19 protein-coding genes are annotated in these 26,827 nt (G+C 74.5%); 6 read left to right on the top strand and 13 right to left on the bottom strand.

Going from position 1 to position 26,827, the window contains the following annotated elements; genetic code table 11:
- Positions 1–918: 918 nt before the first annotated feature.
- Together IFT72_RS14775 and IFT72_RS14770 are read right to left on the bottom strand one after the other, a co-directional pair.
- Positions 919–3,129, bottom strand: a complete 2,211-nt coding sequence (locus IFT72_RS14775; RefSeq protein ID WP_056057745.1) for an NADP-dependent isocitrate dehydrogenase — start codon at positions 3,127–3,129, stop codon at positions 919–921.
- A 211-nt stretch (positions 3,130–3,340) separates the two neighbouring features.
- Positions 3,341–8,704 (bottom strand): S-layer family protein, encoded by a 5,364-nt coding sequence (locus IFT72_RS14770; RefSeq protein WP_192046892.1) that lies wholly within the window; start codon positions 8,702–8,704, stop codon positions 3,341–3,343.
- 324 nt (positions 8,705–9,028) lie between these two features.
- Between IFT72_RS14770 and IFT72_RS14765 the strand changes: the two genes are divergently transcribed.
- Positions 9,029–9,502, top strand: coding sequence for a MarR family winged helix-turn-helix transcriptional regulator (locus IFT72_RS14765; RefSeq protein ID WP_156370141.1), 474 nt, complete (start codon positions 9,029–9,031; stop codon positions 9,500–9,502).
- A gap of 132 nt (positions 9,503–9,634) precedes the next feature.
- Here IFT72_RS14765 and IFT72_RS14760 read toward each other — a convergent pair whose 3' ends face one another.
- Both IFT72_RS14760 and IFT72_RS16460 read right to left on the bottom strand, forming a co-directional pair.
- Positions 9,635–10,459 carry an alpha/beta fold hydrolase gene (locus tag IFT72_RS14760; RefSeq protein WP_371741313.1) on the bottom strand — a complete coding sequence of 275 codons (825 nt, stop codon included), beginning with the start codon at positions 10,457–10,459 and terminating at the stop codon, positions 9,635–9,637.
- Positions 10,456–10,857: a MerR family transcriptional regulator gene (locus IFT72_RS16460; RefSeq protein ID WP_056057755.1), complete on the bottom strand. Its 402-nt coding sequence runs from the start codon at positions 10,855–10,857 to the stop codon at positions 10,456–10,458. Before IFT72_RS16460 ends, IFT72_RS14760 begins: the two co-directional genes overlap by 4 nt.
- A 157-nt stretch (positions 10,858–11,014) precedes the next feature.
- Here IFT72_RS16460 and IFT72_RS14750 point away from each other — a divergent pair, with 157 nt between their 5' ends.
- Positions 11,015–11,743 (top strand): SDR family oxidoreductase, encoded by a 729-nt coding sequence (locus IFT72_RS14750; protein WP_192046891.1) that lies wholly within the window; start codon positions 11,015–11,017, stop codon positions 11,741–11,743.
- A gap of 197 nt (positions 11,744–11,940) precedes the next feature.
- Here the strand turns inward: IFT72_RS14750 and IFT72_RS16520 are convergent, their stop codons facing one another.
- Positions 11,941–13,608: an AAA family ATPase gene (locus IFT72_RS16520; protein ID WP_371741312.1), complete on the bottom strand. Its 1,668-nt coding sequence runs from the start codon at positions 13,606–13,608 to the stop codon at positions 11,941–11,943.
- A gap of 43 nt (positions 13,609–13,651) precedes the next feature.
- Complete coding sequence (locus IFT72_RS14740) at positions 13,652–14,119, bottom strand: VOC family protein (RefSeq protein WP_192046890.1); 468 nt, start codon at positions 14,117–14,119, stop codon at positions 13,652–13,654.
- A 104-nt stretch (positions 14,120–14,223) separates the two neighbouring features.
- Between IFT72_RS14740 and IFT72_RS14735 the strand changes: the two genes are divergently transcribed.
- A complete protein-coding gene (locus IFT72_RS14735; RefSeq protein ID WP_192046889.1) occupies positions 14,224–15,240 on the top strand; it encodes a YafY family protein in 1,017 nt (338 codons plus the stop codon).
- A 132-nt stretch (positions 15,241–15,372) separates the two neighbouring features.
- Here IFT72_RS14735 and IFT72_RS14730 read toward each other — a convergent pair whose 3' ends face one another.
- Together IFT72_RS14730 and IFT72_RS14725 are read right to left on the bottom strand one after the other, a co-directional pair.
- A complete protein-coding gene (locus IFT72_RS14730; protein ID WP_192046888.1) occupies positions 15,373–16,533 on the bottom strand; it encodes a hypothetical protein in 1,161 nt (386 codons plus the stop codon).
- Positions 16,534–16,615: 82 nt separating this feature from the next.
- Complete coding sequence (locus IFT72_RS14725; RefSeq protein WP_192046887.1) at positions 16,616–17,227, bottom strand: hypothetical protein; 612 nt, start codon at positions 17,225–17,227, stop codon at positions 16,616–16,618.
- Between the two features lie 276 nt (positions 17,228–17,503).
- Between IFT72_RS14725 and IFT72_RS14720 the strand changes: the two genes are divergently transcribed.
- Together IFT72_RS14720 and IFT72_RS14715 are read left to right on the top strand one after the other, a co-directional pair.
- Positions 17,504–18,919, top strand: coding sequence for an alpha-amylase family glycosyl hydrolase (locus IFT72_RS14720; RefSeq protein ID WP_192046886.1), 1,416 nt, complete (start codon positions 17,504–17,506; stop codon positions 18,917–18,919).
- Between the two features lie 109 nt (positions 18,920–19,028).
- The gene (locus tag IFT72_RS14715; RefSeq protein WP_192046885.1) at positions 19,029–19,499 is read left to right on the top strand and encodes a MaoC family dehydratase; all 471 of its coding nucleotides are present in this window, start codon (positions 19,029–19,031) and stop codon (positions 19,497–19,499) included.
- 21 nt (positions 19,500–19,520) lie between these two features.
- Here IFT72_RS14715 and IFT72_RS14710 read toward each other — a convergent pair whose 3' ends face one another.
- The 5 genes from IFT72_RS14710 to IFT72_RS14690 all read right to left on the bottom strand — a co-directional run bounded on the left by IFT72_RS14710 (position 19,521) and on the right by IFT72_RS14690 (position 25,488).
- Positions 19,521–22,010, bottom strand: coding sequence for a glycoside hydrolase family 2 protein (locus IFT72_RS14710; RefSeq protein WP_192046884.1), 2,490 nt, complete (start codon positions 22,008–22,010; stop codon positions 19,521–19,523).
- Between the two features lie 246 nt (positions 22,011–22,256).
- Complete coding sequence (locus tag IFT72_RS14705) at positions 22,257–22,994, bottom strand: NADPH-dependent F420 reductase (RefSeq protein ID WP_192046883.1); 738 nt, start codon at positions 22,992–22,994, stop codon at positions 22,257–22,259.
- 81 nt (positions 22,995–23,075) lie between these two features.
- Positions 23,076–23,696: a TetR/AcrR family transcriptional regulator gene (locus IFT72_RS14700; RefSeq protein ID WP_371741311.1), complete on the bottom strand. Its 621-nt coding sequence runs from the start codon at positions 23,694–23,696 to the stop codon at positions 23,076–23,078.
- A gap of 140 nt (positions 23,697–23,836) precedes the next feature.
- Complete coding sequence (locus tag IFT72_RS14695) at positions 23,837–24,583, bottom strand: DeoR/GlpR family DNA-binding transcription regulator (RefSeq protein ID WP_056057779.1); 747 nt, start codon at positions 24,581–24,583, stop codon at positions 23,837–23,839.
- Entirely contained in the window at positions 24,580–25,488 is a 909-nt protein-coding gene (locus IFT72_RS14690; RefSeq protein WP_192046881.1) for a ribokinase, read from the bottom strand. The genes IFT72_RS14695 and IFT72_RS14690 overlap by 4 nt, the downstream gene beginning before the upstream one ends.
- Before the next feature lie 161 nt (positions 25,489–25,649).
- Here IFT72_RS14690 and IFT72_RS14685 point away from each other — a divergent pair, with 161 nt between their 5' ends.
- A complete protein-coding gene (locus IFT72_RS14685) occupies positions 25,650–26,618 on the top strand; it encodes a sugar phosphate isomerase/epimerase (RefSeq protein ID WP_197981569.1) in 969 nt (322 codons plus the stop codon).
- Positions 26,619–26,827: the final 209 nt, after the last annotated feature.

Genomic DNA, 26,827 nt, shown 5'->3' with positions numbered 1-26,827 from the left:
GCGGCGCGCGGCGCGGCCCGATCGAGGTGACCCGACCTGGGCCCTCACCCGCCCGCAGGGCCCACGACGAGTCGTCTCGATGAGAGGCCCGGCGCTGCGCGCCGACCACTCCCCCCACGAGCAACCCACCTCGGTCAGTTGCCGATTTGGGGGCCCCACAGGGCCGCTCAACCCCTCAAATTGGCAACTCACGAGCGCGCACCGATCGAGGTGACCCGACCTGGGCCCTCACCCGCCCGCAGGGCCCACGACGAGTCGTCTCGATGAGGGCCCGGCGCTGCGCGCCGACCACTCCCCCCACGAGCAACCCGCCTCGGTCAGTTGCCGATTTGGGGGCCCCACGACGCCGCTCAACCCCTCAAAACGGCAACTCACGAGCGCGCACCGATCGAGGTGACTCGATCTGGGCCGTCGCCCGCCCGCAGGGCCCACGACGAGTCGTCTCGATGAGGGCCCGGCGCTGCGCGCCGACCACTCCCCCCACGAGCAACCCCCCTCAGTCAGTTGCCGATTTGGGGGCCCCACAGGGCCGCTCAACCCCTCAAATTGGCAACTCACGAGCGCGCACCGATCGAGGTGACCCGATCTGGACCGTCACCCGCCCGCAGGGCCCACGATGAGTCGTCTCGACGAGGGCCCGGCGCTGCGCGCCGACCACTCCCCCCACGAGCCACCCGCCCCTGTCAGTTGCCACTTTGGGGGCCCCACGACGCCGCTCAACCCCTCAAAACGGCAACTCGCGAGTGCGCCCCGTTCGAGGTGACCCGACCTGGGCCCCAGCCCGCCCGCAGGGCCCACGACGAGTCGTCTCGGCGAGCACGCCCGCGGCGACGACGACGAACGACGCCCCGCACACGGACCCCGCCGAAGCGGGGCCCGCGTGCGGGGCGCGGCTCGTGCAGCGCGGCGCAGCTACAGCTACAGCGTCGCGAGCGCCGCGTTGAACGTCGCCGACGGGCGCATCACGGCCGCCGTCTTCTCGGGGTCGGGGTGGAAGTAGCCGCCGATGTCGACCGCCGTGCCCTGGGGCGCGATCAGCTCGTCGACGATCGTCTGCTCCTGCTCGCCGAGCGAGGCGGCGAGGGCGGCGAACGCCTCCGCCAGCTCCGCGTCGACGGTCTGCGCGGCCAGCTCGTCGGCCCAGTACTTGGCCAGGTAGAAGTGGCTGCCCCGGTTGTCGATCGAGCCGAGCTTGCGGCCGGGCGACTTGTTCTCGGCGAGGAAGGTGCCGGTCGCACGGTCGAGGGTGTCGGCGAGGATCTGCGCGCGCGGGTTGTCGGTCGCCGTCGCGAGGTGCTCGAAGCTGACCGCGAGGGCGAGGAACTCGCCGAGGCTGTCCCAGCGGAGGTAGTCCTGGTCGACGAGCTGCTGCACGTGCTTCGGCGCCGAGCCCCCGGCGCCCGTCTCGAACAGGCCGCCGCCGTTGATCAGGGGCACGACCGACAGCATCTTGGCCGAGGTGCCGAGCTCCATGATCGGGAAGAGGTCGGTGAGGTAGTCACGCAGCACGTTGCCGGTCACCGAGATGGTGTCGGCACCGCGACGGATGCGCTCGAGCGAGAACGCCATGGCCTCGACCGGCGACAGCACCTCGATCTGCAGCCCGTCGGTGTCGAGCTCCGCCAGGTACGAGCGCACGAGGCCGATCAGCGTGGCGTCGTGGGCGCGGCTCTCGTCGAGCCAGAACACGGCGGGCGTCGCACTGGCGCGGGCGCGGGTCACGGCGAGCTTGACCCAGTCGCGGATCGCGACGTCCTTCGTCTGGCAGGCCCGCCAGATGTCGCCCTCGGCGACCTCGTGCTCGATCAGCGACTCGCCAGCAGCGTTCACCACGCGGATCGTGCCCTCGGCCGGGGCCTGGAAGGTCTTGTCGTGCGAGCCGTACTCCTCCGCCGCCATGGCCATCAGGCCGACGTTCGGCACGGTGCCCATGGTCGCCGGGTCGAAGGCGCCGTGGGCGCGGCAGTCGTCGAGCACGGCCTGGTAGATGCCCGCGTAGCTCGAGTCGGGGATCACCGCGAGGGTGTCGTGCTCGGCGCCGTCGGGCCCCCACATGTGGCCCGAGCTGCGGATCATCGCCGGCATCGAGGCGTCGACGATGACGTCGCTCGGCACGTGCAGGTTCGTGATGCCCTTGTCGGAGTCGACCATGGCCAGGTCGGGGCCGGAGGCGATGCCGGCCTCGAACGCCGCCCTGATCTCGGCGCCCTGGGGGAGGCGGTCGAGACCCTGCAGGATCGCGTTCAGCCCGTCGGCGGGGTCGAGCCCGGCGGCGGCCAGCGCCTCGCCGTGCTGCTCGAAGACCTCGGGGAAGAAGGCGCGGATGACGTGGCCGAAGATCAGCGGGTCGGAGACCTTCATCATCGTCGCCTTGAGGTGCACCGAGAACAGGACGCCCTCGGCCTCGGCTCGTGCGATCTGCGCGGCGAGGAACTCGCGGAGCGCGGCGACGTGCAGCACCGTGCCGTCGACGACCTCGCCCGCGAGCACGGGGATCGACTGACGGAGCACCCGCGTGCTGCCGTCCGCGCCGACGAACTCGATGGTGAGGGTGTCGTCGGCGGGCATGACGACCGACTTCTCGTTGCTGCGGAAGTCGTCGACGCCCATCGTGGCGACGTTCGTCGCCGAGTCGCTGCTCCACTCGCCCATGCGGTGCGGGTGGTTGCGCGCGTACTGCTTGACGCTCGCCGGCGCGCGGCGGTCGGAGTTGCCCTGGCGCAGCACGGGGTTGACGGCGCTGCCCTTGACCTTGTCGTAGCGGGCCCGCGCCTCCTTCTCGGCGTCGGTCGAGGGGTCGTCGGGGTAGTCGGGCAGGTCGTAGCCCTGCGACTGCAGCTCGCGCACGGCGGCCTTGATCTGCGGGATCGAGGCCGAGATGTTCGGCAGCTTGATGATGTTCGCCTCGGGCGTCGTCGCCAGGGCGCCGAGCTCGGCGAGGGCGTCGTCGACGCGCTGCGCCTCGGTGAGCCGCTCGGGGAACTGGCTGATGATGCGGCCGGCGAGCGAGATGTCGCGGGTCTCGACGTCGACCCCCGCGGTGCTCGCGTACGCCTCGATGACGGGAAGGAACGAGTAGGTCGCCAGCATCGGCGCCTCGTCGGTGAGCGTGTAGATGATCTTGGCCATGCCGCTGGTACTCCCTCGTGTGGCTCTGCGTTCGTGGGCCCCACGCTACTCGCGCAGGTCTCTCGACATGAAGATACAGGCGACGACCGACGGGCCGCGCCCGTCGCACGACGGAGGGAACCGTGCGGCAGGCCGGACGACGGAGGCGCGGTGCGCGTCGACCGCACACCGCGCCTCCCTGCACCGCGCCTCCCGCAGCGGCGAACCCCGCCTACCGGAGCCCGCGCACCGGCCCCGTCACCGGCCGGCGACGACGGCCGAACAGCACCAGCCCGAGCCCGGCGAGCATGACCAGCAGCGCGACGCCGAGGTCGGCGGCCACGTGGCCCGCCCCCGTGAACGCCAGGCCGAGGACGGCCGGGAAGCGCAGCGTGATCAGGCCCTCTAGGGTCTCGGCCGAGGTGTCGGCGACGCGGTACGCGATCGACGCGACACCGGTGAAGCCGTCGACCGGGGTGAACCGGACGCCGTCGGCGCCGACCGTCCAAGTGCCCTGGCCGGGCACCGTGACCGTGCTGGCCGCGACGCCGGTGGCCGGGTCGACGAGCACGAGCGTGCCGCGGTCGAAGGTCTGGCCGCCGCTCGCGACGTCGTTGGCGAGCGGGTCGATCGTGACCGGGCGGCCCGGCGTCGCGAGCTGCGTGTCGTCGGCGGCGACCGCGGCGCTGCGCACGGCGATGGTGACCGTCGCCGTGCTCGTGGCTCCGTCGACCGACGTCACGAGGTACGTGAACGAGTCGGTGCCGGTGAAGCCCTCGGCGGGCTTGTAGGTCCACGAGCCGTCGGCCGCGACCGTGGCGGTGCCGTGCGCCGGCTGCGTCGCGATCGACGCGACCAGGCCGGTGCCGAGGTCGTTCGCCAGCAGGCCCGCGTCGGCCGGGACGCGCAGGGCGCGGCCCGCGACGGTGCTCGCCGCGTCGTCGACGGCGACCGGGTCGGTCACGATCGTGAGCGTGCTGCTCGCCGGCAGCCCCTCGGCGTCGACGACGTCGTAGGTCACCTCGTCGCTGCCCGACCAGCCCGGGGCCGGCGTGTAGACGACGGCGCCGTCCGAGCCGATCGACAGGGTGCCGTGGGCCGCGGCGGCGTGGCCGACGACGACCAGGTCGCGGCCGAGGTCGTTGCCGAGCACCGCGGGCGCGGCGACCGTGAGCGTCGTGCCCGCGGCGACGTGCGCCCGGTCGGGGGCCGCGGTCGGCGTGACGGTGACGGTCACGAGCCCGGTGGTGACGCTGCCGCGGTCGTCGGTGGCCGTGTAGGTGAACGTGTCGGTGCCCGAGAACCCCTCGGCGGGCTCGTACGTGTATGACCCGTCGGCGGCGAGGGCCACCGTGCCGTGGCCCGGCTCGACGTCGAGGCGGGCGGTGAGGCCCGTGCCGGCGTCGTTCGCGAGCACGCCCTGGGCGGCGGCGACCTCGAGGCGTCCGCCGGCGGAGACCGTCGCGGTGTCGGGCGTCGCGGTGGGGCCGACGAGCACGGTCACGACGGAGTCGGCGGTCAGGCCGTCGGCGTCGGTCACCGTGTAGTCGAAGGTCGCGGCGCCCGAGGTGCCGGGGGCCGGCACGAAGCGCACCGAGCCGTCCGGCAGCAGCGTGGCCGTGCCCGACGAGGGCGTGCCGACCCGGGTCACGGCGAGGCGCGAGCCCCGGTCGTTGCCGGTCAGCTGGGCGGCGCGCAGCACGAGCGGGGTGCCGGCGGGGGTGCTGGCGGAGTCGACCGTCGCGACGGGCGAGACGGTGACGGTGACGGTCGACTCGCGCTCCTGGCCCGAGTCGTCGGCCACGCGGTAGCTGAACGTGTCGACGCCCGAGAACCCGGCGTCGGGCACGTAGGTGACCCAGCCGTCGGTCGTCGACGTGGCGGTGCCGTGCGCCGGGGCCGAGACCGAGAGCAGTCGCAGGCCACGGCCTCGGACGTCGGCCATCAGGCTGAACACGGTCTGCTGGCCCGAGACGGTGCGGCGCGCGTCGGGCGACGCGGTCGGCGTGACGGTGACCGAGACGGTCGTGCTGCTGGTCTGCCCGGCCGCGTCGACGACCGTGTAGCCGAAGGTCTCGACGCCCGAGAAGCCGACGGCCGGCGTGTAGACGACCCGGCCGTCGGTGCCGAGGCGCGTGGTTCCGCCCTGGTCGCCGGCGGTGACGGACTGGATGCGCAGGGCCTTCCCGTGGTCGTTCGCCAGGAGGTCGGCGATGGTCAGGGCCGTGTCGGCGGGGGTGCTCCGCACGTCGGCGACGGCGGTCGGCACGACGGTGACGGTGACGACGGCGTCGGCCGTGCGGCCGGCCGCGTCGGTCGCGGTGTACCCGAAGGAGTCGGTGCCCGAGAAGCCGGCGGCGGGCACGTACGTGACCTGGCCGGCCCGGTCGACCGACGCCGCGCCTCCCGCGGTGGTCGACCCGACGGCGGTGACGACGAGGGCCGTCCCGTGGTCGTCGGCGACGAGGTCGGTGAGCGACAGCGCCGTGTCGGCCGGCGTGCTGCGGGCGTCGTCGGCAGCGGTCGGGCGGATCGTCATGGTGACGACCGACGAGACGACCTGGCCGGAGGCGTCGGTCGCCGTGTACCCGAAGGTCTCGGTCCCCGAGAAGCCGGGCGCACCGGTGTGGGTGACGCGGCCGCGCTGGTCGACGGAGGTCGTGCCGCCCTGGTCGCCCGCGGTGACGGAGGTCACGACGAGGCGCTGGCCGCGGTCGTTGGCCGTGACGTCGACGAGGGTCGTCGCGGTCTCGGCCGGCACCTCGTAGGCGTCGGGCGCGGCGCGGGGCGTGACCGTGAGGGTGACGGTCGCGGTGCTCTCCTGCCCGTCGACGTCGGTGACGGTGTAGTCGAACTGCTCGGTGCCCGAGAAGCCGACGGCGGGGGTCACGACGACGGCGCCCGAGGCGTCGAGGGCCACGTCGACCCGGCCGCCCGTGCTGGCGGTCACGGCCGTGACGGTCAGGTCGCTGCCGCGGTCGTTCGCGAGCAGGTCGGCGAGCGTCGTCGCGGCCCCGGTCGGGACGGTGCGGGCGTCGTCGACGGCGGTCGGCGCGACGGTCATCGTCACGGTCGCGGAGCTCGTGCGCCCCGCGGCGTCGGTGACCGTGTAGCCGAAGGTCTCGGCCCCGCTGAAGCGGGCGGCGGGGGTGTACGTGACGGTGCCGTCCTGCTCGAGGCGCACCGCGCCTCCTGCACTGCCCGCCGTGACGGCGGTGACGGCGAGGCCGCGACCGAGGTCGTTCGCCCGGAGGTCGCGCAGCGTGGTCGACTCGCCCGGCGTCGCCGTCGCCCGGTCGTCGCGGGCCTGGGGCGTGACGGTGACCGTGACGGTCGCGGTCGAGGTGCGGCCCGAGGCGTCCTTCGCCGTGTAGGTGAAGGTCTCGGTGCCCGAGAAGTCGTCGCGGCTCGTGTAGGTGACCGAGCCGTCGCGGCCCAGCTCGACCTTCCCGCCGGCCGAGCCCTGGCTCACGCCGGTGACGGTCACGTCGGTGCCCACGTCGTTTCCGGCGAGGTCGGTGAAGGTGGTCGGCGTGCCCGCGACGACGGTCTTAGCGTCGGCGGCGGCGGCCGGGTCGACCGTGACGGTCAGCGTCGCGGTGCGCTCGGTGCCCGAGGCGTCGCGGACGGTGTACGTCACCACGATCGTGCCCCCCGAGGAGGCGGTGGCCGGGTCGAGCACGACGCCCCCGTCGCGGTCGACGGAGACCTCCCCGCCGCCGGAGACGACCTTCGCGCCGACGACCGTGAGGCCCGTGCCGAGGTCGTTGGCCAGCAGGTCGGTGAAGGTGGTGGTCTGGCCGGCGGGGGCGCTGCGCGCGTCGTCGCCGGGGGTCGGGGCGACCGTCAGCGAGACCGTGGCGGTCGAGCGCACGCCGGCGGCGTCGGCGACCGTGTAGGTGATGCTCGCGGGGCCGGAGGTGCCGGGCTCGGGCGAGTAGACGAGGTCGCCGCCGGGGGCGACGGTGACGCTGCCGCCGCCGGAGACGACGGTGGCGTCGACGATCGTGAGGCCCGAGCCGGCGTCGTTGCCGAGCAGGTCGGCGGCCGGGACGGTGGTCGAGCTGCCGCTCGGCTGCGCGGGCACGGTGGCGTCGTCGTCGACGGCGTGCGGGGCCACGGTGACGGTGACGGTCGCCGTGGAGGAGGCGCCGCTCGCGTCGGTGACCGTGTAGGTGAAGGTCTCGGTGCCCGAGAAGCCGCGGTCGGCGGTGTAGCCGACGGTGCCGTCGGCGCGCAGCTCGACGACGCCGCGGGCGCTGCCCTGGGTGACGCCGGTGATCTTCAGGCCGGTGCCCGCGTCGTTCGCGCGCAGGTCGGTGAAGGTGGTGGCGACTCCGGAGACGGCCTCCTCGGCGTCGTCCTTCGCCGCGGCCGCGAGCACGTTGACGAAGGAGCAGGTGACCTCGGAGGAGGCCTCGCTCTTCGACGTCGGCTGGGTGTACGTGGCCTTGGTGCCCGTGCCCTCCGAGACGACCGTGCTGCCGTCGGCGCAGGTGTAGCTCGTCGCGTAGTCGGCGGGGAGGGTCGTCGAGTTGCCGGGCCGCTGCTCGACCGTGTACTGCGTGCCGCCGACCGCGAGGATCGGGCCCGCCGTCGCGGTGTCGGAGCCGGGCGCCGTCGTCGCGGTCGCGCTGGGGCTGCCGTCGGGGATGCCGCCGCCGGTGAGCGTGACGCCGAACTGGTCGGAGGGCTTGGCGCGGTCGACGATGGTCGTGCTGGCCGAGGTCGTGTTGGGGTAGTTGCAGGTCGCGAGGTCGACGGTCGCGAAGCCGGGCAACACCGTCTCCTTGATCGTCGCGCCGGAGGCCGGGTCGACCTCGGTCAGCGTCGTCTGCGGGGCCTGGGCCGTGCCGGTGCTGCGGGAGAGGAACAGCGTGCCGTCGTGCGAGAACGCGATGCCGTTGTAGGCCGCGTTGGTGCCGCCGAGGGTCGCGATGTTCGTGGTCGGGATGGGGGTGTCGCCCGAGGTCGTCGGCACGGGCACGTCGGCGCGCTGCACGAGCGCGTTCGAGACGACGAACATCGTGCCGCTGCGGCTGAAGGCGAGGTCGCCGTTGCCCACGGTGGTGTTGCCCGTGATGCCGATGGTGCCGACGCGGCCGAGGGCGACGCCGGGCTCGGGGGGCTTCGGCGGCACGTAGGCGCTGAGCTGCGGCTGCGCCTGGGCGGCCGCGTAGTAGTAGCTGCCGCTCTGCGGGTTCACGCCGCCGCGGATGATGTTGAGGTTCGCCGCCTCCGGCCGGGTGGTCGGCGTCGAGGTCTCGCCCTCGCGGTCGTAGGTGATGATCTGCGGCACGCCGTTCGAGACGCCCGTGGCGTAGGCGCGGAGCCCGCCGGCGCCGATGCCGAGGCCGTTCGTCGCGCCGGTGAGCGTCGCGACCGAGGCGACGGTGCCCGTGGCCAGGTCGACCGAGCGGACCTGCCCGGTGTTGGTGATCGAGTACACGGTGTTCTGGTCGCAGGCGAGCGGGCTGGCGGCGAGCGCCGGGGCCGCAGGCGTGACGGTGGTGAGCACGCCCGCCGCGAGCAGGGCGGTGAGCCCGACGGCGACGGTGCGGCGCCCGAGCGAGCGGGCAGACAGGGAGGAGGGCATGGTGGGGGCCTTCGGGTGGGGTGGGCGCGGGTCAGGAGGCGCGGAGCGGGTGGGAGGGAGCCGGTCCGGTCGCGCAGGTGGTGCTGTCGGGGGGGGGCGGGCTGCACGGTCGGGTCGCAGGGGTGTCGGGCGCCCTGCGGTCGGGCTCAGGTTATTGACAGGGAGGGGTCCCCCACATGCCCCACAACGGGCATCCCCCGCTAGGGTGTCACGGCACGAGCTGTCCTCTCGGCGCACCCTCGGCAGGGCGACTCGCCCCGACGGCCGGTCTGTGGTCCACTGGTGGCCGACGCGCCGACGGAGGGCGCGAGCAGGGAGACGACCGTGACCGACGACCTCCTGCCGCCGACCCCCGCCAACCACCCCGACTCGATCAAGAAGCTCGCAGCGACGCTCCGGCGGCTCGACGAGGCGCACCGTCGCTACCGGGTGCACGCCGCGAAGGTGGTCGGCATGGCCCCGACCGACCTCTCCGCCCTGCTCGTCGTGAGCGAGAACCCCGGCATCACCCCCGGCGCCCTCGCGAAGGAGCTCGTGCTCAGCACCGGCACGGTGACCGCCGTCGTCGACCGCCTCGAGGCGTCCGGCCGTGTGGCCCGGGTGGCCCACCCGGGCGACCGGCGCAGCCTCCACCTGCAGCTCACCGAGCAGGGCACCCAGATCGCCTCCGCGCTCGACGAGGCCTACTGGTACGTGCTGTCGACCACCGGCACCGACGAGACCATCGCGGGGGCGCTGCCCCAGCTCGACGGCATCACCGAGGCGCTCGACGCCGTCGCGAGCGAGGCCGTGGGCTGAGCCGCCCTCGTCGCCTCGTCGTCATCGAGGTGCCCCTTCCTGGGCCCTCCCGGCTCGGCAGGCCACAGAACGAGTCACTTCGATGCGCACAGCAGGGACGCCGAGGAGGCACGGGGCGCGACGCGCCCCGACTCAGGGCGCGACGAAGGGGGCGAGCGCCGCGATCCAGGCGTCGTGAGCGTCGAGGTGAGCGTCGTGCGAGCCCCCGTCGAGGTCGACCCTGGTCACGGTCCGGCCGTGGGCGACGAAGGCATCCTGCTGCTCGGCGGTGAACATGCCGCCCTCCGCCCACACGACGAGCGTGGGCGCCGTGACGCTCTCCCACTCCGCCCAGCGCGGCACCCCGACCGCCTCGATCGTGGCCTGGAGCACGTCGGCGTCGAATCGCGGGCGCAGCCCGTCGGGCCCCTCCTCGAGGTCGTCGACCCAGGCCCGCTCGAGCGGGCCGTCGCCGAGCGCGGCGAGCGCGGCCGCCCGGTCGGCGAACGGGACCGCCCACGACCGGAAGAAGTCGCCGAGCGCCCGGTGCGACTCCGGCGTCCCTCCGCCCTGGTCGCCCTCGAGCAGCACCAGCCGGCGCACGAGGTCGGGGCGTGCCGCCGCGACGAGCATCGCCGTGTGGGCGCCCATCGACTGGCCCACGAGGTCGACCGGGCCGGTGGCCTCCGCCTCGACGACGCTGACGACGTCGGCCACGAAGGCCCGCCGGGAGAGGTCGACGGGGCGCCGCGTGCTGCGGCCGTGCCCGCGCTGGTCGACGAGCACCACGCGGCGCCCGACGAGCGCCCGGGCGGTCGGCAGCAGCTCGCGGCCGCTGCCGGCGAGGCCGTGCAGGAGCACGACGGTCGGCTCGGCGCCCTCCTGCACCGCGTACGCGACGCGGGTGCCGTCGACGGCCGTCACGGCCGCCTCCCGAAGCTCGCTGTGCCCCCCGGGCTCCGCGGAGGCGGTGGTCACGCCGCCGAGGCGACGGACGCGGGGCCGCCGTCACGGAGCGCGGGGCAGTGCTCGGGCGTCGGGTGCAGCGAGACGTCGATGACGCGGTCGAGCTCGGCACGGGCGGCGGTGAGCTCGGCGATGCTCGCCGTGATGCGGTCGCGCTCGCGGCGCAGCAGCGCGAGCGACTCGTGGGTGGCGACGCCCGCGTCGACGCAGGGCAGCAGCTCGACGATGGTGCGGCTCGCCAGGCCGGCGGCGAAGAGCTGCTGGATGAGCTGGACCCGCTCGACCGCGGCCTCGTCGTAGACGCGCTGGCCGCTGCCGGTGCGGGCGGCGGGCAGCAGGCCCTGCTCCTCGTAGTAGCGCAGGGCGCGGGGGCTGACCCCGGCGCGGGCAGCGACGTCTCCGATGCGCACGAGCGCTCCTCCCGGTGGGGCGTCGGGCGGGTGCACGGCGCGGGTCTGGTGGTCGATCTCGGGCAGGACTTGCCCTTGACGTCGACGAGAGGTCCTAGCGTAGCCGCGCAGGCCCGGACGCACCGCCCGGCCGCCCCGAGAAGGAAGAACGAACACCATGGACATCACCGACCAGGTCGCCCTCGTCACCGGCGCCAACCGCGGCATCGGCCGCCGCTTCGTCGACGAGCTGCTCGCCCGCGGGGCCCGGAAGGTCTACGCGACCGCCCGTCGCGTCGACTCCCCCGAGGCCCTCGAGCTGGCCGCCCTCGACCGCGTCGAGGTGCTCGCCGTCGACATCACCGACCACGCGTCGGTCGGCGCCGCGGCCGGCGTCGCCACTGACGTCACCCTGCTGGTCAACAACGCCGGCATCGCCACCTCGACGCCGCTCGTCACGGGCGACCTCGCCGAGCTGCGCCGCGAGATGGACACGCACTACTGGGGCACGCTCGACGTGATCCGCGAGTTCGCGCCGGCCCTCGCCGCGAACGGCGGCGGGGCCATCGTGAACGTGCTCAGCGCGCTGTCGTGGTTCGCGTACCCCGGCAACGGCGGCTACGGGGCCGCGAAGGCGGCCGAGTGGAACATGACCAACGGCGTCCGCCAGGACCTCGCCTCGCAGGGCACCCTCGTGCAGGGCGTCCACCTCGGCGCCGCCGACACCGACATCATGGCCGGCTACGACGGCCCCATGATCGACCCGGCGGACGTGCCCCGCGCCTCCTTCGACGGCCTCGCCGCCGGAGCGATCGAGGTCGTCGTCGACGATTGGAGCGCGATGGTCAAGGCCTCGCTGGCCCACGACCCCGCGCTGCTCTACGCGCAGATCAGCCCCGCGAGCTGAGGCCGGTGCGGGCCGGGTCCGGCGGGTCCGTGTCCTCCTGGGCTGCCCGGGCCCGGCGGGTCCGGGTCCTCCTGGGCTGCCCGAGCCCTGGGTGCGGCGGGTCCCCGTCCTCCTGGGCGGGTCGGCGCCGACCCACCCAGGAGGACACCGACCCGCCGCACCCTGCGGGCTCCCGTCCGGCGACGGCGCCGGGCCGCTCAGACGCCGCGGCGGGGGCCGGCCTGCCCGGGCTCGGCGTCGTCGGGCTCGTCGGGCTCCTCGTCCCAGGTGACGCTGAGCGAGCTGCCCATCGCGGCCGAGCCGCTCGTCGACCACATCCCCTTCGTCATGACGACGTCCCCGCCGTGGTCGTGCTCGTGGTGCTCGTCGAAGCCGCCGTCGCCGAACCCGCCGGTCCCGTCGCCGTCGAAGCCGCCGTCGCCGTCGTCGCCGAAGCCGCCTCCGTCGAAGCCGTCGCCGTCCTCGCCCTCCTCGCCCGCGCCTCCGGCACCGCGACCGCCGAGCAGCAGGCGGGTCAGCGCCTCGCCCGACGAGAGCAGCGTCTCCAGGGCCGCCGCGAGGTCGTCGTCGTCGGGGGCCGTGCCGCGGAGGGCGGCACCGAGCACGCTGCGGCGCATCAGCTCCTTGGCGAAGGAGCCCGTGGTGCCCTCGGCCTGGTCGGCGGCCGCGTCGAGCGCCTCGTCGCTGAAAGGCAGCGCGGCCGCGTAGCGCCGGAAGAGACGGCGGCGCGCCTCGAGTCCCGGCAGCGGGATCTCGACCCCGAGGTCGACCCGGCCGGGCCGCGCGGCGAGGGCCCGCTCGAGCACCTGCACCCGGTTGGTCGTCATGACGAACGCCACGTCGGCGTCGCCGTCGAGCCCGTCGAGGGCGTCGAGCACCTCGAAGAGCAGCGGCTGGGGGCTGTAGCTGCGCTCCATCGCGACCAGGTCGATGTCCTCGAGCACGACGAGCGAGGGCTGGAAGGTGCGCGCGACCTCCGCCGCGGCCCGGACGAACTGGATGCTCGACCCGGTCAGCAGCACCGTCGTCACGCCCGGCGTCTGCGAGAGCAGGTGCCGCACGGTCAGCGTCTTGCCCGTGCCGGGAGGGCCGTAGAGCAGCAGCCCGCGCTTGAGGTGCTGCCCGGCCGCGAGCAGCTCGTCGCGGTGCTCGCCGATGCCGACCACGTGGTCGACGACGGCCTCGAGCACGCCCTCCTCGAGCACCACGTCGTCGGCGGAGACGGAGGGGCGGGGCAGGAAGGCGGCACCCGCCTCCTGCCCGTACTCGGTCGCGGTGAACGAGAGCACGTGGCCGCGCAGCACGCTGTGCTCGACCATGAGGGCCCTGAGGCGATCGAGGAAGGCGGGCACGGCCGACTCGTCGGCGGCGAGCACGTCGAGGCTCGCCGACGAGCGCCCGAACTGCGGCGCGGCGTCGCGCTGCAGGACGACGAAGGGCACCCCGTCGACCTGCAGGAGGCGCACCCCGAACGCGACGACCCGACGACTCGTGTCGGGCCCCGTGGCCCGGCTCGCGTACGAGACCGGCCCGGCCGCGAAGGGGGTGTGCGGGTTCGCCATCAGCTCGCTGACCGACGAGTGGAAGCGCTGCTCGCCGCCGCTGACGCCGACAACGCGGCCGGCGGCGGGAGCGTCGAGGCCCGCGAGCACGTCGAGCGCGATGTCGGCGTCGACCAGCCGGTGCGGCGCGACCTCCTCGGTGATCGTCGCGAGCGTGGTCGCGTCGACCTCGAGGTGGTCGGTCATCAGGTCGCCGAGCGGGGTGCGCCGCCTCGCGTGCTCGGAGCTGGAGAGCTCCTCGACCCGGCGCAGGTAACGGGCGACGGCCCTCATCAGCTCGTGGTCGGTCTCGTCCAGCGACACGGCGCCTCCTCAGCTCGCGCGGCGACCTGCCGCTCGCCAGACGCTAGCGGTGCGCGGCCTGCACGTCGACGACCCAGGTCACCCCGAAGCGGTCGGTGAGCATGCCGAAGCCGGGGCTCCAGGCCGACGCGGCGAGGGGCTCGACCACGTCGGCGCCCTCGGCGAGACGCTGCCAGAGGGCCTCGACCTCCTCCAGCGTCTCGCCCTGGAGCGACTGGAAGAAGGTGCGGTCGGTGACGGTCGTCCCGTCGACGCGGCGGGTGGTGCCCGCGACGGCGGCGGGGTCGGTCGTGTCCAGCCCCGGCACGTCGTAGGCGAGCAGCCGGAAGCCGTCGGCCGCGTCGACCCGGCCGAAGACGACCTTGTCGGCGCCCGGCAGGTCGCGGGGCATGCCGACGTCGCCGTAGGTGGCGGCCGCGGTCACCTCGCCGTCGAAGACCGAGGCGTAGAAGTCGAGGGCGGCCCGGGCCGTGCCGGGGAAGTTCAGGTGGGTGGTCGTGCTGACGGTCATGGAAGGGTCCTCCCGGTCGTGGTGGTGCGCGGCGACCTGCCGCACGCTCACCGTCCCGCACGATGCGGACAGTTACGGTCCGCTCCTCACGGCAGACTCGGGGCATGGTCGGGAACTCGTCGCGGATGCTGTCGCTCCTCTCGCTGCTGCAGACGCGGCGCGACTGGCCGGGGCCGCTGCTCGCCGACCGGCTCGGGGTCACCGCGCGCACCGTCCGGCGCGACGTCGACCGGCTCCGCGAGCTCGGCTACTCCGTCGTCGCCACGCGCGGGCCCGAGGGCGGCTACCGCCTCGCCCCCGGCACCGACCTGCCGCCGCTCCTCGTCGACGACGAGCAGGCGGTCGCGATCGCGGTCGCCCTGCAGGGCGTGACGGCGAGCGGCGTCGACCTCGACGAGGCCGCCTCGCGCGCGCTCGCGACGGTGCGGCAGGTGATGCCGTCGCGTCTGCGGCACCGGGTCGACGGGATCCGCTTCACCGCGCCTCCCCCCGTCGACCCGGCCGACCCGGCCGTGCTCGAGGTCGTCAGCGCCGCGACGCGCGACGCCCGGGTGCTGCGCTTCCGCTACGACCGGGTCGCGGTGCCCGGGGCCGACCGGGCGCCGGGCGACGAGACGGCCGGCACGACGGCCGTCCCGTCAGCCGGCGACCTGCCCGCCCCGCCCCGCCGGGTCGAGCCGCACGGCGTCGTGCTGCGCGGCGGACGCTGGTACCTGCTCGCCTGGGACCTCGACCGCGACGACTGGCGCGTCTTCCGCCTCGACCGCGTGCACCCCCGGAGCCCGGGAGGCGCCCCCTTCGCCCGCAGACCGCTGCCGGGCCCCGACGCGGCCGCGGTCGTCGCCGCGCGCGCCAAGGGCTCGGCCGACGCCGACCGCTGGCCCTGCGAGGGCGTCGTCGACCTCGAGCTGCCGCCCCGCGAGGTCGCCCCCTGGGTCGCGGACGGCCTGCTGGAGGCGCGGGGCGAGCACCGCAGCCGCCTCACGATCGGCTCGTGGTCGTGGGCGGGGGTGCTCGCCGCGGCGCTGCGCTTCGACGCGCCGTTCACGGTGGTGGGCCCGCCGGAGCTGCGGTCGGCGGCCGAGGTCGCGGCGGCGCGGCTGCGCGGCGGCTCCGCGTGAGGGCCGCCAAGTGGTGCGCGGGCGGGCCCGGGGTGCGGCGGGTCCCCGTCCTCCTGGGCGGGTCGGCGCCGACCCGCCCAGGAGGACACCGACCCGCCGCACCAGGCCTCAGCCCGAGACCGGAGCCCCGGGTCAGCCGCAGGTGACGACCAGCCCGAGCCCCACGACGGAGACCACGCTGATGCGCACCGCGTTCGGGACGGGCTTCGTCCACTGCCCCACGAGCTGGGTCGTGACCGTGAGCTGCTGCGACCCGAGCACGAGCACGCCGCCCGGCTTGAAGTCGACGGCGCGGTCCGTCGACGCCGTGGTCGTCGCGGTCGTCGTCCCCGACGACACGCTGAAGCGCAACGTCGACGGCGTCTCGCCCGCGTAGGCCCAGCCGATGCGGACACCGCCGCTGATGTTGGTGCAGGTCGGAGCGGTCGGCGCGTCCACCGTCCCCGCCGTCAGCGACGCCGACGTCGCCGTCCGCGCGAAGAACGGCGCGGCCGCCGCCTCCGTGGGCAGCGTCGCGAGCGGGGCCGTGACGAGCATCGCGAGCGCGAGGGCGGACGACGCGGTGCGCAGGCGCCGCAGCCTCCGCGCCCGGTGGCGGATCGACCGCCGGCTCGGCCAGGCGACGAGGGCGGGCAGACCCGGGCCGACCCGCGACTCCCCGGCACCTGCCGCGGCCGCGGCCTCGGCCTCCACCTGGGCGCAGATCCGCCGCTGCTCGCGGTCGACCGTCGTCAGCGCCAGCAGCACGAGCACCCCGAGGGCGACCATCGCGAGCGGCACCCACCTGCCCTCGCGGGCCCAGACGACGGGCATGCCGATCGACGGCACGCGGAGGAACCCGACCCCGTGCACCGCCGACGCCCCGATCGGCGTCGAGTCGGCGGCGGCGTTGGCGTCGCCCTTGGTCACCATCAGGCCGCCGGCCAGCGCCTCCGCGTAGCGGTGCAGGCGCAGGTGCCCCGGCTGGTCGGGGTCGTCGGCGAGCAGCACGTGCCCGGTCTGGACCAGGTCCATCGGCACGGGGCGCGAGACGACGACGTCGCCGACGCGGATGCGCGGCTCCATCGATCCGGTCACGACCGTCGTCGGGTGCCAGCCGAGCACCGCGGGCGCCGCGGCCCAGAAGGCGAGCCCCAGCAGCGCGACGATCACGCCGCGGGCGACCGTGGCGACGACGATCCGCGACCAGTCCTCGACGCCGGTCCGCGCCGTCGGCAGGGTCGACAGGGTCGGCGAGGAGGCGCGGGTCGAGCCCCGTAGCGGGCTCGCGACGTGCTGTGCCGTCGCCGACATGGCGGCCTCCCCTCTCGACGTGGGGTCCGTGACGCGGGGCGGGCGGCGGCGCGGCACGAGCCGCGCCGTCGCCCGGGGACGGCTAGTTGTTGTTCTGGACTTCCCAGGTGAAGCCCTGCTTGACGTTCACGCCCTGTGACGTGTTGAGCAGGTCCGACGCGACGGTGTAGGTGAACTTGTACAGGCGGTTCTCGGCGGGGGAGTCGGCCCCCGTCGGGTTGCCCGTCGTCACCCACGCGTCGGCGCCGTTCGCGTAGCTGGAGCGCGCCGTCTGGAACGCGGCGAGCGTGCCGTCGTAGACGGTGCCGCCCGTGCCCGCGGCGACGAACGCCTGGCAGGTGCCGGTGCCCTGCTCGATCTTGAGCGTGGTCTTGAGGCCGAGGTCGCTGCTGACGTTGACGGCACCGGTGCCGTAGAGCTTCACGGTCGAGGGCAGGCTGCCGGTCGAGGTGACGGTGATGCAGTTCGTGCCGGTCGAGCCGGGCTTGAGGTTGACGGCGCTGAACAGGGCGACGTCGGCGTCGTTGTCGGTGAGCTTCACCGAGCCGGTGGTCCAGTTGCTCGTGGGGTTGCTCGTCTGCGCGCTGAACGCCGAGTACGACGCGTTCGAGACGACGAGCCCGGAGGCGACGAGGGCGAGCGGGACGCCGATGACGGCGGCGAGGCGGGCAGCACGGGGCGTGGCGGTGCGCATGACGGGGTGTCCTGATCCTTGGGTGCAGCATGTCCGGTCGACGGAGTGCCACGGAGGGGCGCGGGAGGCGGCTGGTGAGACCGCGGTGCGCCGACCGCACGGGCGTGGTGAGGGCCCGACGTCGTCCGGTTGTTACGGTCACCAAGATAAACCTGTGAGCCCTCCTCAGCAAGGTCGCGGGCGACCCCCGAGGGAGGGGGGCTCGCGCATCGGCCAGGGCCCCGGGGAGGCGCGTGCCTGGGCGTCGGCAGCGCCCGCGTCGGTACCGTGGCGGGCATGCAGCAGCCCGACGCCCCCGCCCCGTCCGACGCCCCGAGCCCGGGCGTGGCCCCCACGTCGAGCGGCGCCCCGGCCTGGACGGAGCACGTCGTGTGGTGGCACGTGTACCCCCTCGGGTTCGTGGGGGCCGACACGACCGGGGCGGACCGCACGCCGGCACCGCGCCTCCTCGACCTCGTGCCGTGGCTCGACCACCTCGTCGCGCTCGGCGCCAACGGGCTCGCGCTCGGGCCCGTGTTCGCGTCGTCGACGCACGGCTACGACACCATCGACTGGATGCACGTCGACCCGCGGCTCGGCAGCGACGACGACCTCGTCACGCTGATCGACGCGGCGCACGAGAAGGGCGTCCGCGTGATGCTCGACGGCGTCTTCAACCACGTCGGCCCCGAGTTCCCGCCGCTGGTCGAGGCCCGCGCCGACCCGTCGTCGCCGGCGGCCGCGCTGTTCCGCCGCGACGAGTCGGGCGACCTGGCGACCTTCGAGGGGCACGGCGGGCTGATCGCCCTCGACCACTCGTCGCCCGAGGTGGCACGCCTCGTCACCGACGTGATGGTGCACTGGAGCGACCGCGGCGCCGACGCCTGGCGCCTCGACGCCGCCTACTCGGTGCCGACCTCGTTCTGGGCGACGGTGCTGCCCGCCGTCCGCGAGCGCCACCCCGACGTGTGGGTGGTCGGCGAGGTGCTGCACGGCGACTACGCCGCGATCGTGCGCGAGGCGGGGCTCGACGCGGTCACCCAGTACGAGCTCTGGCAGGGCGTCTGGCACGCGCTGCAGAGCGTCAACCTGCACGAGCTGGCGTGGGCCCTCACCCGGCACGACGAGTTCCTCGACGCGTTCGTGCCGCTGACCTTCGTCGGCAACCACGACGTCACCCGCATCGCCAGCCAGGTCGACGACGAGCGCCACCACGCGCACGCGACCGTGCTGCTGTTCACCCTCGGCGGGGTGCCGTCGGTCTACTACGGCGACGAGCTCGGGCTGCGGGCCGTGAAGGAGGAGCGGGTCGGCGGCGACGACGCGGTGCGCCCGGCCTTCCCCCGCTGGTCGGGCGACGACGTCGTGTCGCTCGTGCCCGACGCCGACCCCGCCGCCCTGGCGCTGCACCAGCAGATGATCGGGCTCCGTCGCCGTCACCCGTGGCTGTACACGGCCCGGTCGCGGACGGTGTCGGTGACGAACGAGTCGCTCGTGCTCGAGCTGCGGCCCGGGGCGGGCGGGGACGCGGGTGCGGGCTCGGGTGCGGGCGCGGGCGACGTCGCGCTGGTCGTGGCCCTCTCGCTCGGCGACGAGCCGCTGCGGGTGGCCGACCCGGCGCCGGGCGAGTTCCTCGCCGGGCGCGACGCGGGGCTCGACGGCGACGAGCTCGTCGTCGGCGCCCACGGCTGGGCGGTCGTCGCGCGACGGTAGGTGCGGCGGGCCGAGTGGTCACGATCTGTTCGTCCCCCGCCCCGGGAGCAGCAGTTCGTGACCACTCGACCACTGCGCGCGGGAGGCGCGCGCGTGGTGGACTGGCTCCGTGCTCGACCCCTTCACCACGCCCCTGCCCGACCGGCACTTCGAGGACTACCCGCCCGGCCTCCACGCCGAGTACGGCCCGACCACGGTCACGGCCGACGAGATCGTCGCCTTCGCGACCGCCTTCGACCCGCAGCCGATGCACGTCGACGCCGAGTGGGCCGCCGCCGGCCCGTTCGGCGGGCTCATCGCCAGCGGCTGGCACACGACCGCGATCATGATGCGGCTGCTCGTCGACCACTGGCTGAACGGCGAGACGAGCCTGTCGTCGCCCGGCGTCGACGAGCTGCGCTGGCACCGACCGGTGCGCCCCGGCGACCAGCTGACCGCCCGGTTCACGGTGCTCGAGGCGCGGCCGTCGGCCTCGCGGCCCGACCGGGGCATCCTCCGCACGCGCATCGAGCTGGTCGACGCCGACGAGCAGCTCGTCATGTCGCAGGTGATGACGAACTTCGTCCTGCGTCGCCCGTAGCGCGCGCCGCGAGCCCGGGCGTCAGCCCTGCAGGTCGCCCGCGTGCCGCACGACGTCGTCGGCGGTGAGCCGCTCGGCGTCCGACTCGGCGACCCCGGTCACCCGGAACGTCGCCGACTCCCCCGCGAGCAGCGTCACCATGCCCGTGTCGACCACGGCCCCGGGGTCGACCCGGTCGACGAGCAGGGTCACGTCGCGGGCGTAGCTGCGGGCGGTGACGGTGACCAGCGCGACGCCGGGAGCGGTCTCGGCGAGGGCGACCACCGCCTCCACCGCACCGGGGTCGAGCTGCTGGTCGACGACCTCGGCGGCGTCCCACCGGGCGCGGCCGGCGCCGAAGCCGGGCAGGTCGGCGACGAGCAGCTCGGCGGCGGGGTCGAGGCCGTCGACGAGCGCGGCCGGCAGCGAGACCGTGGTGCTGCCCCGCGCCTCGACCGTGACCGGCATCGCGACCTCGTCGCGGCGCCCGCCGTCGAACGCGACGGCGGCGACCGTGGCGGTGCCGCTCCACGCCTCGTCGGTGTCGTTGAGCAGCACCAGGGCCAGGCCGGAGGCGCGGGGCTGGATCGTCGCCAGCCGCGCCTCGTAGACGGCCCGGAGCACGTGCCAGAGCGGCTTGCGGTGCCCCGCGAAGTCGACCGCCGCCCACGACACGACGGGCCAGTCGTCGTTCAGCTGCCAGACGACGACGCCGGTGTTCCGCGGCGCCAGCGAGCGGAAGTGCTCGACGCCGAAGCGGATCGCCGCGGCCTGGTTGAGCTGGGTCGCCCAGTGCCAGTCCTCGATCGTCGAGGGCGCGGGCAGGTGGCCGTCGAGGCCCCGCTCTAGTTTGAGGTTGCCGTCCTCCGCCTTCTGGTGCACGAGCATCTCGTGGCCGTACGGGTCGAGCGGCTCGTCGTGCACGACCGAGGTCAGCGTCGACCAGGCGGGCGGCCCCTGGAAGCCGAACTCGGAGACGAAGCGCGGCTCGTGGTCGCGGTAGGCCGTGTAGTCGAGGCGGTTCCAGACGTCCCAGATGTGCATGGTGCCGTTCGCGGCGTCGTTCGGGTGCAGGTACTCGCCGAACGACCACGGGCTGCCCGGCGAGTACGGCCGGGTGCCGTCCAGCTCGGCGACGACGCGCGGCAGCAGGTCGAAGTAGTAGCCCTCGCCCCAGGTGCGGCCGGCGAGCTGGCGACGCCAGTCCCAGTCGACGTAGCCCCAGATGGCCTCGTTGTTCCCGTTCCAGATCACGAGGCTCGCGTGGCGGCTGAGGCGGGTGACGGCCTCCCGGGCCTCGGCCTCGACCTCGTCGGCGAGCCAGGGCTCCTCGGCGTAGGCGCCGCAGGCGAAGAGGAAGTCCTGCCAGACGAGCACGCCGGCCTCGTCGCACGCGTCGTAGAGATCGTGCGACTCGTAGACGCCGCCGCCCCACACGCGCAGGAGGTTCATGTTCGCGTCGGTCGCGTCGGCGACGCGGAGGCGGTAGCGCTCGGGCGTCATCTCGGTGAGGAAGGCGTGGTCGGGGATCCAGTTCGCGCCCCGCACCTGCACCGGCTGGCCGTTGACGCTCAGCACGAAGGGCGCTCCGCGCTCGTCGGGGGCCGTGTCGAGGGCGACGGTGCGGAAGCCGACCCGCGCCTCCCACGGCTCGGTCTCGCTGCTGCTGCCGACCGTGACGGTGACGGGGTAGAGCGGCTGGGCGCCGTGGCCGCGGGGCCACCAGAGCTCGGCGTCGGGAACGACGACCGTGAGCCGCACCTGCGTCGTGCCGGCGGCGACCGCCGAGGAGGCGCTGTGCCCGTCGACGAGGACGGTCACCTCGGTCTCGGCGGCGGTGGTGGTGTCGGCGCCGCCGTCGGCCGGGGCGACGGGGGTCGCCCACTCGAGCTCGACGTGGGCGTCGAGCACCCCGCCCTCGTCGGTGACGTCGACGAGCGGCCGGACGGACGCGATGCGCACGCCCGACCAGCTGTCGAGCCCGATCGGTCGCCAGATGCCGCTGGTGGCGACGTCGACGCCCCAGTCCCAGCCGAAGTTGCTGGCGGACTTCCGCAGCATCGTGAAGGGGTGGTGGTTGACGTGCGGGAGCGCTCCGTGGCGCTCGACCCGCGACTCCACCTCGGGCACGGGCGCGGCGAACGTCACGACCAGGTGGTTGTCGCCGTCGGTCAGCGCGTGGCGCACGTCGACGCGGTACGAGCGGTGCTGGTTCTCGGTCTCGGCGACGACGACGCCGTTGAGCTCGACGCGGGCGACGGTGTCGAGCCCCTCGGCGACGAGGTCGTGGCGGTCGGAGCCGTCATCGTGCCACTCGAACGTCGTCCGCCAGCGCCAGACGGTGTCGCCGATCCACTGCTGAGCGGCCTCGGCGTCGCCGTCGAACGGGTCGGTGACCATCCCCGCGGCGAGCAGGTCGGTGTGGGCGACGCCGGGCACGGTGGCCGGGACGAGCCGGCCCGCGACCTCGGCGGGCACCGGGCCGCTCACGGCCTCGAGGGTCCAGTCGTCGTGGAGGGGTCGGAGAGCCATGCGTGCGTGTCCTCGTCGTCGAGATGCGGGTGGGCCTCGCACCACGCTAGCGGGAGGCGCGGGGCCGCGGGCGCCCGGCGGGTGCGGCGGGTTCCCGTCCTCCGCGGTGGTCGCCGGTGCTCGCCGACCGGGTGCGGCGGGTTCCCGTCCTCCTGGGCGGGTCGGCGCGGGCCCGCCCAGGAGGACACGGACCCGCCGCACCGGCGTGACCTCCCCCGGCGGGCCGACCCGCGCCTCCCCGGGCCCTCAGAACTGGCGGGCGGCGACGTCCGCGCGGTGCGACGCGGCGACCAGCTCGCGGAGGCGCTCCGCCGTCACGGGCGCGCCCGGGTCGGCGAGGTGGTCGACGGTGAGGGCCGCGGCGTCGGCCGCGTAGATCGGGGTGTACGCGCCCGACTCGGGCTCGGTGCGCCACGACTCGGCGAGCGAGCCCGCGTCGACCGGCTCGAAGCCGAGCAGGTCGACGAGCTCCATGACCCGGGCCTTGGCCGTCGCGTCGTCGCCCTGGACGGCGAGCGCCGTGCGCGGGGTCGAGCCCGTGAGCGCCGGGATGTGGTGGGCGAGGATCCCGTTGAACGCCTTCACGACGAGCGCGCCGGGCAGCAGCCGCTGCTCGAGCTCGGCGGTGGCGAGCTCGAGGCTGTCGAGCTCGGGGATGCGCCCGTCGCGGTGCGGGTAGTAGTTGCCGGTGGAGAGCACGACGCGGTCGGCGAGGGCGTCGACGGGCAGCGCCGGGTAGGCGCCGAGCGGGACGGCGAGCACGACGAGGTCGCCGGCCTCCGCCGCCTCGCGGGGAGCGGCGGCGCGGGCGCGGGGGCCGAGCTCCGCGACGAGGCCTGCGAGCGACTCCGGCCCGCGCGAGTTCGCGACGACGACGTCGAGGCCGGCCGCCACAGCGAGGCGGGCGAGGCCGCTGCCGATGTCACCGCTGCCGATGACGCCGATGCGGGTGAGGGGTGTGGGGATGCTGGTGGTGTCGGTCATGGTGCCTCCTGGTCGGGGTCGGGGTCGGGGTCGTGTTCGGGGTCGTGTTCGGGCTTCGGGGCTGGGGGCTCGGGGCCGCCGTCAGGCGTCGTCGCCCGCGGCGGCCGGACGTGCCTGCCACCCCCGGCGGGCGAGCGCTGCGAGCCCGTCGGCCGAGTCGTCGTCGGCGAGCGCGGCGCCCCGCACCCAGCTCGTGGCGAGGGCGGCGAGGAAGAGGTCGCGGGCGCGCACGTCGCTCCGGGCGGTGCCGTCGCGGCGGGCGGCGTCGAGGAACTCCTCGGTCACGGTGACGAAGCCCTGGCAGGTCGTCGCGAGGGGCGAGTCGCTCGTGAGCGTGGCGGCGCGCAGGGGCCCGGGCAGGCCGTCGAACGCCCCCGCCCAGTCGATCACCGCGTCGAGCCAGCCGTGCAGGGCGTCGCCCGCGTCGACGGTGCCGTCGTCGCGGCCGGCCCGGAGGGAGTCGCGGCGTGCGACGAGCGCGTCGTCGCGGGCCGTCAGCAGGGCCGCGAGCAGGGCCTCGCGCGTCGGGAAGTGGCGGTACAGGGTGCCGGCGCCGACGCCTGCCCGCTTCGCGATCGCGTCGAGGGAGCCGCCGACGCCGTGCTCGGCGAAGTGCTGCTCGGCGGTGGCGAGGAGGTGCTCGCGGTTGCGGAGCGCGTCGGCGCGGGGAGCCCGAGCTCCGCGGGTGGTCGTACCGGGCACGGCGTCCTCCTCGTCGCGATGCGGAGGACCTCTCCGCATCGCGAAGAGGAGACTATCTCCGTTCGCGCGGGAGCGCACCCCCGAGCACGGCCAGCGCCTTGGCGTGTCTCACCGCCGGCGCGGCTCAGCGCTCGTGCGGCTCAGCGCAGGCGCGGCGCGACGACGAAGGCCGCCGCGGCGTCGAGCACCGGGTCGGCGCGGTCGCTCACGACCGTGCAGACGCCGAGGCCGAACGAGCGGCAGAGCGAGACGACGCCGAACTTGCTGCTGTCGGCGAGCACGACGGTCTCGCGGCTGTGCGCCTGCACGAGGCGCTTCTTGTTGGCCTCGCGGATGTCGAAGGTGGTGACGCCGGCCTCGGCGTCGATGCCGGTGACGCCGATGAACGCCCGGTCGAAGTAGAGGTCCTCGAGCTGCCGGTCGGTCATCGTGCCGGCGACGGAGCCGATGTCGGGCAGGTAGTCGCCGCCGAGCGCCGTGACGGTCACCCGGGGCCGGGGCACCATGCCGAGCACCTGCGTGTTCGAGGTGATGACGTGCACGTCGATGTTCGGCAGAGCCACCATGAACTCGGTCAGCGACGTGCCCGAGTCGACGTAGATCGTCTCCCCCTCGACCACCATGGCGGCGGCGGCGCGGGCGATCGCGACCTTCTCGTCGCGGTTGATCTGCGACTTCATCGCCGCCGGCAGCTCGGCCGAGCGCTCCTCGGCACGGATCGCCCCTCCGCGCAGGCTCACGACGTGCCCGGACTGCTCCAGCTCGCGGATGTCGCGGCGCACGGTCGAGGGCGACGCCCCCGTGGCCGTGACGAGGTCGTCGATCAGGATCGAGTCGCCCGAGGCGACACGGTCGAGGATCAGCTGGTGCCTGGCGAACGATCTCACGCCTCGAGGTCCTCCCGGGTCGGCATGCTGGACTGTGCCCCCATCCCCGCGACGGTGATCGAGGCGACGAGCGCGGCGGTGCGGGCGGCCGAGAACGGGTCGACCCCGTCGGCCAGCGCGACGGCGAAGGCCCCGATGAACGAGTCGCCGGCGCCGGTCGTGTCGACCGCGTGGGCGGGCACCGCCCCCACGAACTCCACCCGTCGGCCCTCGAGAACATAGCAGCCGCGACTGCCGAGGGTCAGGACGACGGAGTCGCAGAACGCCGCCAGCTCGGCGACCGCGGCCCGCATCGCCGCGTCGTCGGCGACGTCGCCGAGGGGGCGCCCGAGGTACTCGGCCGCCTCGTCCTCGTTGACGACGAACCAGGCGCAGGCGCGGGTCACCTCGAGCGGCACGGGCCGGGCGGGCGCGGCGTTGTAGACGACCGGGACGCCCGCGGCCGCGGCGAGCGCCACCGCCCGCTCGTTCGCCGACGCGGGCACCTCGTTCTGCAGCACGACGACGGCCGACGACGCGACGAGGTCGGCGTTCTCGTCGACCCACTCGCCGGTCACGACGGCGTTCGCCCCCTCGACGATCGTCGCGTGCACCTCGCCGTCGCCGACGACGTGCACGATGCCGAGGCCGGCCGCCGCGCCGGTGGGCCGCAGCCGGCACTCGACACCCTCGCGCTCGAGGGCGGCGCGGCAGATCTCGCCGTGCTGGTCCGCCCCCGCGGCGCCGACGAAGCGGACGGAGGCGCCGAGGCGGGCTGCCTGGACGGCCTGGTTCGCGCCCTTGCCGCCGGGGTCGGCGCGGAACCCGGTGGAGACGAGCGTCTCGCCCCGCCGCGGCAGCCGCTCCTGGCTGACGATCAGGTCGTAGTTGATGCTGCCGACCACCAGGATGGCGTGCGCCGTCATGCGGTCCTCCACTTCGTCGTGTCGACGACGTGCCGCCGCCAGGGCCGACAGTAGGCGGCGATGACGACGGTTGTCAAAGACGATCGGCATGCTGGTGCGGCGAACGCGCTCATCCGGCTGCTGAGCGTGACTAGGAATGACACTACTTGACAATCCCGGTCATGCTCCGTACGGTCGCCACCATGAAGTTCGCCACGCGCCTCAACTCGTTCATCGCCGGTGGAGACACCGCCGCAGCCCTCCGCCGCATCAGCGCGACGAAGGGCATCGACCACGTCGACCTCAACTACCCCGAGCACTTCGTCGGCATCGAGCCCGCCGACATGAAGCCCCTCCTCGACGAGCTCGGGCTCTCGCTCAACAGCGTCGCCATGCGCTTCCGCAAGGACTTCGTCCACGGCGAGTACAGCAACCGCGACGAGGCGGTCCGCCGCGAGGCCATCGAGCTGACGAAGGCCGGCATCGACGCCGCGGCCCTCGGCGGCAGCGACCTCGTGACGGTCTGGCTCGGCTACGACGGCTTCGACTACACGTTCCAGAAGGACTACGCGCGTGACCTCGGCCGCATCGTCGAGGCCTTCCAGGAGCTCGCCGACCACCGCCCCGACGTCCGCATCAGCATCGAGTACAAGCCCTACGAGGAGCGCGTGCACTCGGTCATCCGCAGCGTCGGGCAGACCCTGCACGTCCTCCAGCTGATCGACCGGCCCAACGTCGGCGCGACGCTCGACTTCGCGCACATGCTGATGGCCGGCGACGCACCCGGCTTCGGCGCCGCGCTGCTGCTCGCCGAGGGCAAGCTGTGGGGCGTCCACCTCAACGACGGCAACAACGACCACGACGACGGGCTCATGATCGGCTCGATCCACCCCTTCGAGACGATCGAGTTCCTCTACTACCTGCTCCGCCACGACTACGACGGCGTCATCTACTTCGACACGTTCCCCATCCGGGAGGACGCACAGGAGGAGGCGGAGACCAACCGGGCCACCGTCGAGCTGCTCATCGCGAAGATCGAGGCGGTCGGCGTCGACCACATCACCTCGGTCATCGACCAGGCCGACGGCATCGCCTCGCAGCGCCTCCGCAACGAGCTGATGAGCGTCGCCGTCCCCGCTCCCGGCGCCTGACCCCTCGTCGAGGGCGTCCCGAGACTCCTCGGGCCCCGGCCGGTGCCTCCCCGCGACCCGCGCGTGCGGAGGCACCCGGCCCGCGACTCCCCCGGGCCCCCGCCCGACCCCGCACGACCCGACCGACCCGCACCACCCCGCACGACGAACACCCCCCGACCCCTTCTCACACACAGGTGGACACGCAATGGCGCGATCTAGAACAGTCT

It is taken from the genome of Frigoribacterium sp. CFBP 8754, from assembly GCF_014841815.1.
In the GTDB taxonomy this organism is placed as follows: Bacteria; Actinomycetota; Actinomycetes; order Actinomycetales; family Microbacteriaceae; genus Frigoribacterium; species Frigoribacterium endophyticum.
This window is presented reverse-complemented; position numbering and strand designations above follow the sequence as displayed.

What these genes read in the sequence shown, in the direction of transcription:
- IFT72_RS14775 (WP_056057745.1), bottom strand. Translation starts at nt 3,129, where the DNA reads ATGGCCAAGATCATCTACACGCTCACCGACGAGGCGCCGATGCTGGCG.
- IFT72_RS14770 (WP_192046892.1), bottom strand. Translation starts at nt 8,704, where the DNA reads ATGCCCTCCTCCCTGTCTGCCCGCTCGCTCGGGCGCCGCACCGTCGCC.
- IFT72_RS14750 (WP_192046891.1), top strand. Translation starts at nt 11,015, where the DNA reads ATGGACATCACCGACCAGGTCGCCCTCGTCACCGGCGCCAACCGCGGC.
- IFT72_RS14740 (WP_192046890.1), bottom strand. Translation starts at nt 14,119, where the DNA reads ATGACCGTCAGCACGACCACCCACCTGAACTTCCCCGGCACGGCCCGG.
- IFT72_RS14735 (WP_192046889.1), top strand. Translation starts at nt 14,224, where the DNA reads ATGGTCGGGAACTCGTCGCGGATGCTGTCGCTCCTCTCGCTGCTGCAG.
- IFT72_RS14730 (WP_192046888.1), bottom strand. Translation starts at nt 16,533, where the DNA reads ATGTCGGCGACGGCACAGCACGTCGCGAGCCCGCTACGGGGCTCGACC.
- IFT72_RS14725 (WP_192046887.1), bottom strand. Translation starts at nt 17,227, where the DNA reads ATGCGCACCGCCACGCCCCGTGCTGCCCGCCTCGCCGCCGTCATCGGC.
- IFT72_RS14720 (WP_192046886.1), top strand. Translation starts at nt 17,504, where the DNA reads ATGCAGCAGCCCGACGCCCCCGCCCCGTCCGACGCCCCGAGCCCGGGC.
- IFT72_RS14710 (WP_192046884.1), bottom strand. Translation starts at nt 22,010, where the DNA reads ATGGCTCTCCGACCCCTCCACGACGACTGGACCCTCGAGGCCGTGAGC.
- IFT72_RS14705 (WP_192046883.1), bottom strand. Translation starts at nt 22,994, where the DNA reads ATGACCGACACCACCAGCATCCCCACACCCCTCACCCGCATCGGCGTC.
- IFT72_RS14690 (WP_192046881.1), bottom strand. Translation starts at nt 25,488, where the DNA reads ATGACGGCGCACGCCATCCTGGTGGTCGGCAGCATCAACTACGACCTG.
- IFT72_RS14685 (WP_197981569.1), top strand. Translation starts at nt 25,650, where the DNA reads ATGCTCCGTACGGTCGCCACCATGAAGTTCGCCACGCGCCTCAACTCG.